This is a genomic window from Afipia sp. Root123D2 (assembly GCF_001425835.1).
Lineage (GTDB): Bacteria > Pseudomonadota > Alphaproteobacteria > Rhizobiales > Xanthobacteraceae > Afipia.
This window is the reverse complement of record NZ_LMDP01000002.1, coordinates 1,225,696-1,239,337: the sequence shown is the minus strand read 5'-3', so window position 1 is coordinate 1,239,337 and position 13,642 is coordinate 1,225,696. Positions and strand designations below refer to the sequence as shown.

At 55.9% G+C, this 13,642-nt stretch carries 15 protein-coding genes; 8 read left to right on the top strand and 7 right to left on the bottom strand.

The window, feature by feature from the left end; translation table 11 throughout:
• Positions 1 to 37: 37 nt before the first annotated feature.
• The 5 genes from ASC80_RS15050 to ASC80_RS15030 all read left to right on the top strand — a co-directional run bounded on the left by ASC80_RS15050 (position 38) and on the right by ASC80_RS15030 (position 5,118).
• Positions 38 to 541, top strand: a complete 504-nt coding sequence (locus ASC80_RS15050; protein ID WP_244487278.1) for a tripartite tricarboxylate transporter TctB family protein — start codon at positions 38 to 40, stop codon at positions 539 to 541.
• Positions 538 to 2,061 carry a tripartite tricarboxylate transporter permease gene (locus tag ASC80_RS15045; protein WP_056299043.1) on the top strand — a complete coding sequence of 508 codons (1,524 nt, stop codon included), beginning with the start codon at positions 538 to 540 and terminating at the stop codon, positions 2,059 to 2,061. The genes ASC80_RS15050 and ASC80_RS15045 overlap by 4 nt, the downstream gene beginning before the upstream one ends.
• A 30-nt stretch (positions 2,062 to 2,091) precedes the next feature.
• Positions 2,092 to 3,288 carry a CaiB/BaiF CoA transferase family protein gene (locus ASC80_RS15040; RefSeq protein WP_056298557.1) on the top strand — a complete coding sequence of 399 codons (1,197 nt, stop codon included), beginning with the start codon at positions 2,092 to 2,094 and terminating at the stop codon, positions 3,286 to 3,288.
• Positions 3,289 to 3,360: 72 nt separating this feature from the next.
• Positions 3,361 to 4,575: an ABC transporter substrate-binding protein gene (locus ASC80_RS15035; RefSeq protein ID WP_056298555.1), complete on the top strand. Its 1,215-nt coding sequence runs from the start codon at positions 3,361 to 3,363 to the stop codon at positions 4,573 to 4,575.
• 78 nt (positions 4,576 to 4,653) lie between these two features.
• Positions 4,654 to 5,118: a class I SAM-dependent methyltransferase gene (locus tag ASC80_RS15030; protein ID WP_056298552.1), complete on the top strand. Its 465-nt coding sequence runs from the start codon at positions 4,654 to 4,656 to the stop codon at positions 5,116 to 5,118.
• 280 nt (positions 5,119 to 5,398) lie between these two features.
• Here ASC80_RS15030 and ASC80_RS15025 read toward each other — a convergent pair whose 3' ends face one another.
• A complete protein-coding gene (locus ASC80_RS15025; protein WP_082512584.1) occupies positions 5,399 to 6,811 on the bottom strand; it encodes an SNIPE associated domain-containing protein in 1,413 nt (470 codons plus the stop codon).
• Positions 6,812 to 7,311: 500 nt separating this feature from the next.
• Between ASC80_RS15025 and ASC80_RS15015 the strand changes: the two genes are divergently transcribed.
• Complete coding sequence (locus ASC80_RS15015; protein ID WP_162244603.1) at positions 7,312 to 7,932, top strand: TetR-like C-terminal domain-containing protein; 621 nt, start codon at positions 7,312 to 7,314, stop codon at positions 7,930 to 7,932.
• Between the two features lie 63 nt (positions 7,933 to 7,995).
• Here the strand turns inward: ASC80_RS15015 and ASC80_RS15010 are convergent, their stop codons facing one another.
• The 3 genes from ASC80_RS15010 to ASC80_RS23790 form a co-directional block, all read right to left on the bottom strand.
• Positions 7,996 to 8,895 (bottom strand): hypothetical protein, encoded by a 900-nt coding sequence (locus ASC80_RS15010; RefSeq protein WP_502690974.1) that lies wholly within the window; start codon positions 8,893 to 8,895, stop codon positions 7,996 to 7,998.
• 670 nt (positions 8,896 to 9,565) lie between these two features.
• On the bottom strand, positions 9,566 to 10,255 hold the full coding sequence (locus tag ASC80_RS15000) for a hypothetical protein (RefSeq protein ID WP_056298540.1): 690 nt from the start codon (positions 10,253 to 10,255) through the stop codon (positions 9,566 to 9,568).
• Entirely contained in the window at positions 10,252 to 10,425 is a 174-nt protein-coding gene (locus ASC80_RS23790; RefSeq protein ID WP_156464404.1) for a hypothetical protein, read from the bottom strand. Before ASC80_RS23790 ends, ASC80_RS15000 begins: the two co-directional genes overlap by 4 nt.
• A gap of 147 nt (positions 10,426 to 10,572) precedes the next feature.
• On the opposite strand from ASC80_RS23790, the gene ASC80_RS14995 reads away from it, so the two are divergent.
• The gene (locus tag ASC80_RS14995) at positions 10,573 to 10,809 is read left to right on the top strand and encodes a helix-turn-helix domain-containing protein (protein ID WP_056298536.1); all 237 of its coding nucleotides are present in this window, start codon (positions 10,573 to 10,575) and stop codon (positions 10,807 to 10,809) included.
• Positions 10,810 to 11,107: 298 nt separating this feature from the next.
• On the opposite strand, the gene ASC80_RS14990 is transcribed toward ASC80_RS14995, so the two are convergent.
• A complete protein-coding gene (locus ASC80_RS14990) occupies positions 11,108 to 11,533 on the bottom strand; it encodes a DUF6641 family protein (RefSeq protein WP_056298533.1) in 426 nt (141 codons plus the stop codon).
• A gap of 272 nt (positions 11,534 to 11,805) precedes the next feature.
• Here ASC80_RS14990 and ASC80_RS23785 point away from each other — a divergent pair, with 272 nt between their 5' ends.
• Positions 11,806 to 12,420 (top strand): hypothetical protein, encoded by a 615-nt coding sequence (locus ASC80_RS23785; RefSeq protein ID WP_156464403.1) that lies wholly within the window; start codon positions 11,806 to 11,808, stop codon positions 12,418 to 12,420.
• Here ASC80_RS23785 and ASC80_RS23185 read toward each other — a convergent pair.
• Together ASC80_RS23185 and ASC80_RS24435 are read right to left on the bottom strand one after the other, a co-directional pair.
• Complete coding sequence (locus ASC80_RS23185; RefSeq protein WP_244487277.1) at positions 12,351 to 13,208, bottom strand: DEAD/DEAH box helicase; 858 nt, start codon at positions 13,206 to 13,208, stop codon at positions 12,351 to 12,353. The genes ASC80_RS23785 and ASC80_RS23185 overlap by 70 nt on opposite strands.
• Positions 13,184 to 13,579 carry an HNH endonuclease gene (locus tag ASC80_RS24435; RefSeq protein WP_244487294.1) on the bottom strand — a complete coding sequence of 132 codons (396 nt, stop codon included), beginning with the start codon at positions 13,577 to 13,579 and terminating at the stop codon, positions 13,184 to 13,186. The genes ASC80_RS23185 and ASC80_RS24435 overlap by 25 nt, the downstream gene beginning before the upstream one ends.
• Positions 13,580 to 13,642: the final 63 nt, after the last annotated feature.

The following is a 13,642-nucleotide window of genomic DNA, read 5'->3' as shown; positions in this document are numbered from 1 at the left end:
CCACAAACATCCCGTACGCGTGAACGGAGGACACTCATTGAGCGATCACCAGCAGACCGTACTCAGGGGAATTAGACGCCTCCCCTACAAGAAGGACTTCTATGCTGGCGTCCTGACGGCTTCCCTTGGCCTCGCCATTGCGCTCAAAGGAATGACCTACGGCTTCGGAACGCTGATGCGTGTGGGGTCGGGATTCCTACCCTGTATCATCGGCATCGCGCTGGTCTTTGTGGGTATTGCGATTGTTCTGGGGGCGCTTGCTACGGCGCCTGGCGAGGATGAGAGCATTCTTCCCGAACAGAAGGAATGGCTGGCGTGGGGATGCATTCTAGCGTCTCCGATCATGTTCATTTTCTTTGGAAACTGGTTCGGTCTGGCGCCGGCGAGTTTTGCCTGTGTGTTCGTCGCGGCGATGGGTGATCGCGAAGCCACTTTGAAATCCGCGATCGGTCTCGCCGCGACGATTACGGCAGTCGGCGTTGTGTTGTTTTGGTATCTGCTTCAGATCCCGATGCCGCTTGCCATGTGGAGGGGCTCTTGATCGCAACCGCCCTCGCAGATCTTTGGCATGGCTTCGGCGTCGCGCTTGAGCCCCAGAACATTGTCTGGTGCTTCCTCGGCGTGCTCATCGGCAACATGGTTGGCGTTCTGCCGGGCATGGGGCCGCTTGCGACCATCTCGATCCTCCTGCCTCTGACTTTCGGAATGAAGCCGGTCGGCGCGATTCTGATGCTCGCCGGCGTGATGTACGGCGCGCAGTATGGCGGCGCCATATGCTCGATTTTACTGAATCTGCCATGCCACCCACCTCACGCCGTGACATGTCTCGACGGGTTTCCGATGACGAAGGCGGGGCGCGGCGGGGCTGCGCTCGGTGCGACCATGATTGCCTCCTTTTTCGGAGCATCCTGGGGCATTACCGAGATGATTTTCCTGGCGCCGGTTCTTGTGAAGGTGGCGCTCGAATTCGGTCCGGCCGAAATCTGCTCGCTGATGCTGCTCGGCCTGCTGGCGGGCTCGACGCTGGCGCGCGGTTCTCCGCTCAAGGGCGTCGCGATGACCCTTCTCGGCCTGATGCTCGGCATTGTCGGGACCGACGTCCAAACGGGAGCGGAGCGGTTCACGTTCGGCTTCACCCATCTCTATGATGGCATCGAGATCATCGCGCTCGCGCTGGGCCTGTTCGGCATCGGCGAGTTCATGAACAGCGTCAACCAGCTTTCGGTCGGCAACACGCAATATGCGAAGGTCTCCCTCAAGGACATGCGTCCTTCGCGGGAGGAGATGCGGCGTACGATAGCGCCGATGTTTCGCGGAACGCTGATAGGAAGCCTTTGCTCGCTGATTCCCGGTACGGGTCCGACGATCGCATCCTTCGTCGCTTATGCGACGGAAAAGAAAGTGTCGAAGACTCCCGAGAAATTTGGCACCGGCATGATCGAGGGGGTTGTCGCCCCCGAAGCGTCCACCCATTCGTCCGTGCAAGGCGATTTCATCCCAACAATGAGTCTGGGAATACCCGGTGACGCCGTCATGGCGCTCCTGCTCGGTGCGCTGATGATTCAGGGTATCGTTCCAGGACCGCAACTCATCAACGAGCATCCTGATATCTTCTGGGGGTTGATCGCCAGTTTCTGGATAGGGAACATCATGCTGGTCATCCTCAACGTGCCGCTGATCGGCATATGGGTGAAGATCCTGCTGGTGCCCTACAAGTATCTCTATCCAAGCGCGATATTCTTTATCTGCATCGGCGTTTATGCGGCCAACAACGACATGTTTCAGGTGGGCGAGACGGTGTTGATTGGCCTGTTGGGTTTCATTCTGTTGCGTCTTGGCTTTCATCCGGCGCCCGTTTTGCTCGGCTTCGTGCTCGGACCGCGCTTCGAGGAAAATTTTCGCCACGCCATGCTGCTGTCAAGGGGCGATCTCGCCGTTTTCGTGGAGCGCCCCATCTCGGCGGCTTTTCTCGGGCTCTGCGTTCTACTCATCGGCTTGCAGATATACGCGCGACTCCGGCCCAAGCCTTCGCGCATCGTGGGTGAGCCCAAGGCAGCATAACGCTATCAATACGGTGAAAGAAAAATCCCAATGAGTGGACCGCTGGCAGGATTAAAGGTTCTGGATATCGCAACCATTATTGCTGCGCCCTTTGCCGCAACGTTGTTGGCAGACTACGGCGCCGACGTTCTGAAACTCGAGATGCCAGGTTGCGGCGATGGCGTACGTTCGTTTCCGCCCCACAAGGAAGGGAAATCGTTGTGGTGGAAAACGGTAAATCGAAACAAGAAGCTTGCGACGCTCGACCTGAGAACCCCCGAGGGTGTTGCGCTGTTCAAGAAGATGCTGCCGCGCTTTGACGTTCTCGTCGAAAACTTTCGTCCGGGGACGCTCGATCGTTGGGGACTGTCGAAAGACGTTCTTTGGTCGATTCAGCCGAGACTGGTCATTCTTCGCGCAACCGGCTTCGGACAAGACGGCCCCTATCGCGATCGTCCGGGATTTGCTCGTATTTTCGAGGCGATGGGTGGGTTGACATACATCACGGGAGAGCCAGACGGACAGCCAATGCATCCCGGTTATCCAATTGGCGACGCTATCGGCGGATTGTTCGGAGCAATCGGGATATTGGCGGCGCTCTGGAAGCGGGCGCGCGATCCTGACGCCCCGGGGGAGGAAATCGACCTTGCGTTGACGGAAGCCACCTTTCGCCTCCTCGAAGTTCTGCCGATCGAATTCGATCAGCTCGGGTTCGTGCGCAAGCGAGTGGGAAACGCCAACGGCTACTCCGCGCCTGCGGCCGTCTACAAGACCAAGGATGACCACTGGATTACTCTGGCGGGCTCGACCAACGCGCTCTATGCGGCAAATTGTCGGGCCATCGGGAGGATCGATCTCATCACCGATCCCAGGTTCGTCGACAATGCCAGCCGTGTCGCGCATTCCCGTGAACTGAATGGCATATTTTCGGAGTGGTGCGCAGAGCATACCTTGAGCGAAGCGTTGGAAAGATTCGCCGAAACCGGCGGAACAATCGCACCCATATATTCCATCGACCAGATCGCTGTTGATCCTCAAGTGCAGGCTCGCAACATGATCACGCGTGTCCCCGATCAGGATTTCGGGTCGGTCGCGATGGTGAACGCCGTTCCGCGCTTTGCCGGCGATCCGGCGCATATGCGCTGCGCTGCTGGCGCGGTGGGACAAGATAATCTGGAAGTCTACCAGTCTTGGGTTGGACTTTCAGACGACGAAGTTGAGCAGCTCAAGAGCAAAAAGGTCATTTGATCCTTTCCTTTTTTACTATTTTCCGATCGAGCCGATTTCACCAAGGCCGCGTGACTTCCAAGGAGGACAAGCATGAAAAGCATTTCTTGGGCGACCGGTATTGTCGCCATTGCCCTATCGATCACGACTGCCCACGCGCAGAAGCGATACGACACCGGCGCTTCGGATGCCGAGATCAAGGTCGGACAGACCGTGCCCTTGAGCGGACCGGCATCGGCTTACGCAACGATTGGCAAGGCCCAGGCAGCCTACATGAAGATGGTCAACGATCAGGGCGGCGTGAATGGACGAAAGATCAATCTGATCCAGTATGACGATGCCTACAGCCCGCCGAAAACCGTCGAGCAGGTCCGCAGGCTAGTTGAAAGTGACGAGGTCCTGCTCACATTCCAGATCATCGGCACGGCACCAAATGCAGCGGTACAAAAGTATCTCAACGTCAAAAAGGTCCCGCAGCTTTTCGCGGCCACCGGAGCAACGAGATTCACTGATCCTAAGAATTTCCCATGGACCATGGGGTTCAACCCGAACTATTTCGTCGAGGGACGCATCTACGGCCAGTATATCCTTAAAGCGCATCCCAACGCCAAAATCGGAGTTCTCTATCAGAATGATGACCTCGGCCGGGATTATCTCAACGGCCTGAAAGCGGGTTTGGGTGACAACGCATCCAAAATGATCGTCGGCGAAGCATCCTACGAGATTTCCGATCCCACTATCGACTCGCCGCTGCTGAGACTCAAGGATGCCGGCGCAGACCTGCTGTTCAGTGCTTCGACCCCGAAGCAGGCGGCTCAGGCTATCAAGAAAATCGCCGAGATCGGCTGGAAGCCGATTCACATCATTGATATTAATGCCACATCGGTGAGCGCGGTGCTGAAGCCGGCAGGCCTTGAGAACTCGAAAGGCATCATCAGCGTCGGCTACGTCAAGGATCCGCTCGATCCGATCTGGAAGGATGATGAGGGTAATAAGCGCTATCTGGCCTTTATGGATAAATACTATCCCCAAGGCGACAGGTACTCCAACCTCAACGTCTACGGCTACATCACGGCGCAGCTCCTGGTTCATGTCCTCAAGCAATGCGGCGACGACCTGACCCGGAAGAATGTGATGGCGCAGGCCAGCCATCTTACGCATGTCGATCTCGACATGTTGCTGCCGGGCATTTCCGTCACGACGACGCCGACCGACTATCGTGTCAACAAGCAGTTTCAGATGGTGCAGTTTGACGGTCAACGATGGGGAAAGATCGGAACGATCATCACCGATAGCGGCGGAGAATGATGTGCTTGGTCCCCGTACGATAAGCTGCTTGCTGCCGTCCATAAAAACAACGCCGAACGCCGCGGGGACGTGTCATACGTGGGCGTCGACGTAGAGAGACAGTTTCAACAGCATTGGAGGCAGTATCAGCGCGATAGTCTTCGCTTTGAGGTCCGCGACGCTCGCGGCTTGACGACCGAGAAGGCTATCTCGCTGGCGATCAGCATTTTCACAATCCAGTTTATGAAGCCTGGGGACAAAATGCCGTTTCTGAAGCGACTCTATGAGTCGATGGCCGACGGCGGCGCTCTTCTGATCGCGGAGAAGTCACTCGCATCGAGTGCATGGCTCCAAGATGCTCTGACCTTTCCTTACTACGATGCCAAACTAAGGAACGGGTTCAGATCGAAGCAGATACTCGACAAGGAACGGAGCCTGCGCGGCCAGATGACACTATGGGAACGTGCCAAGTTAGAAGAAAATCTTCAAAGCGCGGGTTTCGCTGAGGTCCAGTGTGTCTGGGGTCACTTCCCGTTCTTCTGCTACCTTGCAGTCAAGCGGTAACAGGAGGCCGGTCATGCGGCTCCGACAGGCTTGCAGAGGAGGCAAAACAGTCGTTGGATAGCAGCTATGTCGGAGCGACCTAACCTTAAAGTCGTTGTCGATAACAAAGCGCGCGAGCGTAAAATCTCGCGGCCGGATGAACCATCACATAACGATCTGTTACAGATCATTCTAGGGTTCGCGATCAGCCTGCCGCTTTGGGGGTTGATCGGGTGGATCATCTGGATGTGGCGGACTGGGCAAGTGTAGTTGAGGGCACCGCCAACCATAGGCATGCTAGCTAAACAGGTGTCGCTGTTAGCTTAAGTGTCTGCCTGTATTCCAAGGCCTCTGGAACCTCATCGAACTGAAGTAACTCGCCTGCCAAGTCGCCGAGATGTTGTTTCGCTTCGACAGGTGACGTGCGAAAAAACTCGCGTCTCCGATTCACAGCGTTAACCCGCGTGGAGGCCAGTCGCTCGTGCATGGCCGTTTCGATGCCAACAGCATCGTTTGAGAAGAAAAGAGCATGAACGTCAAAGTTGAATGGCACGGAAGCATCGCTTAGCTCGCGGATTCGATCCATCGGATCGAGTCGTCTGGTCATCCCTACCTTAACCATCTCGTTGCCGAAGGATCCGATGTTAGAGATCACGTAGACATAGCCCGCGCGGGTATTGGCTGCTCGCATATCCATCGTTTCGATGGCATGATCCACCTCGGCGATCTGGTTGCGGAGTCTGTTGATTCCATCCTGATCCCCATTGGACATGAGCGCTTCGAGTGCATTCGAATAGTGTTGCTTCTCTTTCTCAAGCTTGGCTTTTTCACGCTCGATCTCTAGCTGAGCTTTCCGCTCCTCTCGCAAGCGCTCTCGCTCTCGTCGCTCGTCTTCCTTTTCCTCCGACCGCTTTTGAAGGAAATCAGCCGTTAACTCGACTTCTTTGACTCTCAAATCAAAATAGGTAGGCGAGATTCGGATTTCCATTGTCGTTCCGAGCCGCTGAATGGTCTCGGCAACCTTCTGCAGCCGAGCGAGCGCACTATCCAGCTTATACGGCTTAAGACCACGAACGATGTTATCGACTTCCGCATTGAATGCGCGCAGCATCAGTTTAGAAACCTGACCCACCATTCTCCGCCCTTCGGTCTCCGATCCATTTACCTGCCAATTTGTAGCAGAAAGGATGGCCCCGCCATCCTTCTTCACCATGGCTTTGATTGATTCGTTTATTTGCCTTAGAGCATCTTGATAGGCGACCGCGTCAGTTAACGGATGTCGGTACTCGTAAACGCCCACCTCTTGTAGAATTGCAATCTCGCGCGTCTCAACAATGGTCTTGCGGGCATCGTCGGCTTGCTGTTTCAGCATCAGCCGGGACGCATCGATGTCGGCTTTCTCTCTCGCGATCCGACCCTCGAGACCATTGATCTCTTGTTGAAGCTCATTCCTCCGCGCTTCTAAGTCAAATACTGATAAAGCTCCGACATCTGCTAGCTGTTGTCGCGCCCGGTCGTATTGGCCCTGAATTTCCTTGGCATCCGCGAGAAGGCTTTGTCCGATGTCGCCAAGTCGTTCGCATTTCCTCACCGCGTCATCGCGTGCGGCCGTCAGCTGTTCTATCTCCGTCAACAAGCCACGCGCGAATCTGCGTGTCCCCAACCACGGAACTGACCGGCGTGACGACAAATCGCGGGACACTTCTGCAGACATTTTCCCTGACCTTTTTCAGCACCTCAATCTTAGGTCGAAATTCAAAGAAGATGTGCTCCAAACAGAATGCAAGTCTAGCGGCTCCGCTAACGCTCCGTTTAGTAGTGCCGACGGAGTCAGGTATCGAGCTACTGATGGGTTATCCGCCGGTCCTGCGTTTCCATCCGGCGCTGCCATATCCCAGCAAGCCCGAGCGTTACCCGGTGCTGGTGGGTCGCATGGATGACGTGGTGGGGAGTCTCGTTACCCAATTACCCGATGCGGGAGATCGGGCGTCCCATGGATACCGAGGCCATCAAACGACACGCGTTTGAGAACCAAGGTATCGTGGTTGCCAAGGTCGATGATCCCCGGCTCTCGTGGGTGGATAGGGAAGAACTCAAGCGAATTGGGTCGAGGCTGTACGGTGAGAAACGATCCTAAGGCGGAGATTCAAACTAGCTTCAAATGCTTCTTGATCGTCGTGACCTTCGGTCATCATGAGGGCCGTATGGTTCGGTATGAAGATAACCTCCGCCAAAACTCATAGTGATCCCAATGTCACCCACGTTCTGCGTACCGCACCCTCTCGATGGGATCGGCAGATCGTCGCGGATTTGATAGCTGAGATGCAGGAGCGACTTTCGGAAAACCTCGATTCCGTCCCAGCCATGCGCAGCGCTCTAGCTGTGGCGGGTTACCGTGCGCTTCGAGGTCGGATAGAGAATGCCGTCAAGGACAAGCAAGGTACCGACGCATTGCGATCGATGGTGCACGCGATGCGGAGCTTTGCCCTTGGTAGCCCGGGACTCGCGGCTGCGTCGTTCCGCAACCCAGTTCTGGATAGTCAAGAATGGGCAACGGCGGGGAAGGATCTAGCGGATACCGTTTTTAAGGTGTTCGAGGGCGTTGGGATTACCGGATATCATGCAAAGCACGCAGTCCGCATCTTGAGAAGTTTGGTCCGTGGTTTTGTGTTAAATGAAATGGTCTCCGCGGCGGCGCATCCACTCGAATTTCAGAAAAGCTACAACTGCGCTGTTGAAATGTTTATCGCTGGCTTGCCAACCCTGACGCAGACACATTTCGAGGCTGAAGCGTACGATACTCAAGATACGCTAAGGCGGGCCTATTTGGTCTAGTGATGTGCCAGGGTGGCGGGAAGACGCGATGCGCCGCCCGAGGCGGCGCATCGTTGTGCTTGTTTACTGGTTGTGGAGCAACCAGCGATCTTCGTCTTCGTCTCGCAGTTTCCCTCCGAGGATGGCGGAAACCGCAGCGATGAAGGCACCGATGATGAGGCTTAGCGCCCCTAAAAGAGCTGTGGTTGCAGCGGCTTTTCTGGCCTTTTCGGCTGCTTCCTGCGCCTTGACTTTCGCGTTCTGAGCCTTAGCCCATGTGTCATCGACTCGTTTCTGAGCGTCGGCTTGGGAGAGCCCAGTCCGAGCCGCGATGAGCGTGGCCAAGTAGGATTTATCATCCGCAGACATTTCGCCGTTCGCGATGCTTGTCGTCAATATGCGAGTTGCTTGTCCAACAGCAGCCGCATCGCCCTCGGCGCCGGGCGCGTTAATACGAGCCGGATCTGACGAACGGAAGAGCGAATCGACGATGTAACCGTTTGGGGCTGCATTGCTGGCGGTTTCCGTGCCGGCTTTGACCGCGCCTCCCATTGCGCTCGAAGCGGCTTGAAGTCCCGAGCCCAGCAGGCCGGAAGCGGTTGAGCCGAGCACAGTAACAACAACGAGGGTAGCAACCGACCAGGCCAAGAGGCCGTGGGCACTGTCACGAAACACGACTTCGTCGCTATGAAGCGAAGACCAACGTTTTCGGAGTCGGCCGGTGATGTAGCCGCCCATGCATGACGATAGCCACTGTACGACTACGAGCCAGATCGCTGCGGAGACCACGACGGTGGCGGCGGATGCGCTCTGAGAAGGCCAGGGTGAGACCATCGTAAGACCCAAGCCGGACCCGAGTAACATCAGCACCACAGTTGCAACGGCGGCTACGACGCCGCCTGCGAAGATTGAAGCCCAACTCACTGGCGAGGCTGGTAACGGTGCGCCGGCGGCAACGACAATATCTGTCTGCGTGACCATGATTCTATCTCCCTAGTGCCAGAAGAGCGCGAGCAAGATGATGATGGGGATCGGCACCCCAAGAAGCCATAACAAAATACCCCGACCCATTGCGGTTCTCCTCTTCGTGGCTGCTGCTTACTTGTCAGCGCATTTTAATGACGGAGAGGCCGCAAAGTTCCTTGGCAATCAGCCCGCCCAAGTGGCGGGTTTTTCTCTGGGAATGGGAATCTTGGCCCTAGGGAAGGTTTTGGGAAGCACATTAAAACATCCGGCGGCCCCCGGAAGCAGAGACGACGCCCAATTCGAGTTGCTGATTTCCGTGACGAGTAGACCGTCATTTCAATCCATGAGGTTCTTAAGGATATCGCGGACCTGAGCAGACGTTTTTGGATCGTCTAGAAGCCAAACGAACTGAAGGGCGCGGACCGTCTTCAGGCGACCCAAGTTTTCAGGCGGCCGCTGTTATCGCTAGGAGTGGCACGTCCAATGTGTAGACGAAGCCGGTTGGCGCATAGCTCAAAGGCATCGGGCTCGGTCATCAGCGCTAGCTGATGACCTTTATGCTCACATTGCTTGCGATTCGAATCCTGAGCTACGACATTGACAGCAGAGTCACGATCCAATCGGTCTGGCCGGGTTGGACCGTGTAGAGAGCGGAGTTGGGAAGATTGAGCTGTAGCATCGGATTGTCCTAGCCCAATCCCTTGACCTTGAATGTTAGCTGGCAGGCTACTCGGTTGAGGTTTGGATCGAAGTCGGTTGGTATCGGCTCGCCGGTGACGATGATCTCGTTCGTAGCATTTTGCATCTGCTCTGAACTCTTGCGAATCCGCTCCGACTTCACACGCAACTGCGCTACTTCCTTCTCGAGTTTAGCAATACGCTCGGCGCGAGCGGCGTTCTGGTCGCCCATGGTATGGTCATTGGGATCGACCGGATTCTGGGCGTAGTACTCCTTGGTCTCCCGTAAGAATTTTTCCTTTTCGCCAAGCAGGTCACGCGGCGCGCCGTCGCGAGATGCATCGAGCCGTCTAAGCATCTCGCCGAACTGACCGACATTCGGTATTTGCTCGTTGATAAGGCGCTTAGCGGTCTCAATCACCGCCGCGTCGGGACACATCTTCGATGTATCCCGTGCCGATGATTGACGCTGGTACCCCCGATTATCCCATTCTTGCTGGTTGCGCTGTGCCTTTTCCTTACGCTGATCGGTCGTCGGCCCCGGCTCGTTGGCGCGGTCGAATTTGTCGAGAAGCTTGTTGGAGACCAGCGTCAGCCCCACGACGACGAGAACGAGGCAGGCCCCGTTAATAACCAGCGACTGTAACTGTTTCTTTTGAGCGGATGGTTGGGTCACATTGCCTTCCTCCTGCTCGGTCATTTCCAGCGCCCCTTTCTGCTGTTGACAAGGATCGCACCCATGACGATCAGGACGAGAAGCGCGCCGATCGCGTTTACGTTGTGGTCGTACCAGCGATAGCCCAACAAATAGAGGCCGGTTGCGACACCGACCATAAGCACCGCGAAGGTGCCCCAAATGTAATTCGACATTAAAACCCCCATTGGACCTCCGCCCGGCAGGAGGCCGGACGGACCGGCCGATCCTATTGAGCCGGATGCCAAAGTAACTGGTCTAAACGAAATTATTGTCTGTTTAAAGCGGTGGGTTTGTAGCCGACGAGGTCATTCGCTACGCCTATGGACTACCGTCAAGTCTTCGCAGCCAACCTGCGCCGAATCCGGCACGAGAAGGGCTACTCACAGGAAGACCTCGCCTATGAGGCTGAGGTCAACCGGACCTATATGAGCAAGGTGGAGAAGGGCGATACCTGGGTTGGATTGGAGATCATGGTGAAGTTAGGCAGGGCTCTTGGTGTCGAGCCCGCAGCCTTCCTGCAACCGCCGCCGAAGCGTACCCGCAAGCGTCAGAGCTGAACGTCAGCGAAAATCCACTATCCGGCCAGAGTGGTCGACGGCTCGCACAGGGCGCCGAGTGGCTGATTCGGTGGCCAGTAGGGTGTTTCGGACGCTATCGGAATTGGCCCAGACCACGGAATGGTCCCGCCAGAAGCTGTCGGAATCCCGGACCTGAATTCTGACCTCCGGCCCCGGTCCAGATGATCGCAGGGTGTCCCGGACCAAGATCCTTAGGATATCCACCCAAAGGGACATCAAGCCCTCCACGCCCTTCCGAAGAGACGGACAGGGTTTGGCCCTGTCCGTCGGGTCGGGGTCAGGCCGCTTTCTTCTTTGGGATGGGTCTCGCCTTGCTGGCCTGCGTGAACAGCTCGTCGAGCTCGCCGGCACGAACGGCTTCGATCAGTGTGTTAATGACCGTCGGCAGCTTGTCCTTCGACGGCACCGCGATACCTGCTTTGCCCTTCTCGAATTCGATGGGCTTGGAGCCGAACTTCACAGACATCACGATCTGACCGGACGGGTCGGTTTTCCACCACGGCCTAACCCGTTGCTTCCGAACGACTGCCTGCTTCTGGCCATCGACCTCGGCGGTTCGCTGGACCGTTCGGACGTAGCCGGGGTCGGCGAGCAGGAGCTTCTGCTCCTCTAGCTTCTCGATGAACTTGGCCCGTCGCATATTGACCGGATCACCGGCCGTCTTGGGTACTGCGGTAAAGGAAAGGGACTTCAAAACTGGCATTGGGTTTCTCCGTTGTTGGATCAAACCCAGCTCGTTCTAACATCGCTTATGCGCTTGTAACTGGTTATCGGAACGGAAAATGGATTGAGTTGCCGATGGGCGATGGAGGCTTTAGCGTCGTACCACCAACCAGATGCCGGCGGGATTAATGACTTTGGACGCAGATCTTATTCGAAGGGCACTTTCCAGCAGGTGAATGGGCCTGCGCTAAGTCGGCTCTCGCTACCGGTTTGAACACTCATAATTTGTATTCGACGTTTTGGCAGAATTGGATGCCCATTAAAAAAAACAAGCTTGAAAAGCCAAACGAACGAGAAGAAACGATCGGAAATTTTACGACGTTTCGCCGAGCGCTCCACGCTCGAGGCGTACTGATTTCCGGACTGCGGGTTGCTCGCTCAATGCTAGTTCCCGCTGCAATTCCGGATATCGTCAAGAAGGCGGCTGAAAATCGCATTTACAGAAATGTGGTTGTCAGAGACCCATTCCCTCGAAGTATCCAACGCTTGAAATTAAAGCGGCCTCTACCGATTGCAAATGATCGGGTCGAAGCTGCCTGGGCAGCGAGCGTCTTGTCGCTCTTTGAAGCTGAGATAACCATTTTTGTCGACTTGCGAGATCGCTATTATAGCGCCATTGCGATCAACGATTATGACGCCGCCACCGCGGCGCTTGATAGAATAGAGAAAGAACTCGGATTTTCACTCTGGCTCATCTCAGCGCGAATAGCTCTCCTTCAAATGCAAGGAGGCACGGCTGCACAGAAGCGATACCTTCACGAACTACTGAGCGCAAAGAACATCAGCGGTTTTACCGGCTATCTAACATATCTATTTGGCTTTACAGCCGATGATAATGTTTCCCTCGCTGAAGTTACAAGGGAATGACTTTCCCCGTAAAACCTCTTTACGAGCTGCTCCCGCTCCCAGGCGTTGCCGAGCTGCGAATGATAGAACGGCGTTTCCAGTCCCTGTTCGCTAAGATGCTTTTGCAGCGCCTCTCCAATCTTACGGGTTGGCACAAAAATCATTACTTTACCCCTGCCCGGCATTCGAACACGGCAGAGTTGAGCGATCACCCCAGGGCGTTCGTCGACTGGCACGCTCCATCGAAGAAGCGCGATGTTGGGACGATCGACCCCACGCACGAATACTTGGGCATCGGGAATCCCGAGCGACTTTAAGATGCGCTCTTGCATCTCCTGTCCTGCGGTTGCTGTGAACGCCAAAACAGGCGGCGAACCTAGGGCCTCGCGAACTTCTTTGAGACGGCCATACTCAGGCCGGAAATCCCGTCCCCATTGGTCAACGCAATGAGCCTCGTCTATCACCAGAAACGCGGGACGGACCGACCGCAGTTGTTCCTGCTCGTGGGCGCTCCGAACAAAGAACCGCTCAGGCGCAACGTAGAGTAACTTGAAAGAATTGCTCGCCAGCAATCGATAGCGAAGGCGCTTCTCATCTGAGCCGATATCGCTGTTGATGAAGCTGGATGGGATTTTGCGCCTCAATAATGAGGAGACCTGCTCGCCCATGAGCGCTTTTAGCGGGGAGACGACCACGCTAACCCCTCGCTGCAGCACCGCTGGCAACTGAAAGCATAGCGTCTTACCAAAGCCAGTAGGGCTGACGACCAGCAGGGAACGACCGCTCAGAGCCGCTTGGACGACCGGCAACTGCCCATCCCGAAAGCGTACCAAGTCAAAGACCCGAGCGCAGGTCCAAAGTTTTTGCTTTGCTCAGACACCGAATTCTGGCGATCGAGCCAGAGAGCCAGTCTTACTGCCCAACGTTCGAGAGCACGGCGAGCAAGTCCCGCGGAGAGTTTGGGATGATGTGCCGCATGACAGCCGTCGCATAGGGCTATCAAATTAGATGGCTCATCGCCACCGCCGGCAGAGCGTGGGAGAAGGTGATGAATATCGATTTCGTCAGGATTACACGGTTTCTTGCATTCGAGGCACCTGAACCCATCACGTCGAAGAATGCTCTTTCTAGTTCCGCGCCAATTTTCTTCGGCTGTGCTCGCCACGATGATCTCGCTCATATAAAAATAGCCGAATCTCAAGCCGCCCTCTGCAATGGCAACCGAGCGCCTGGTCGGATGCCT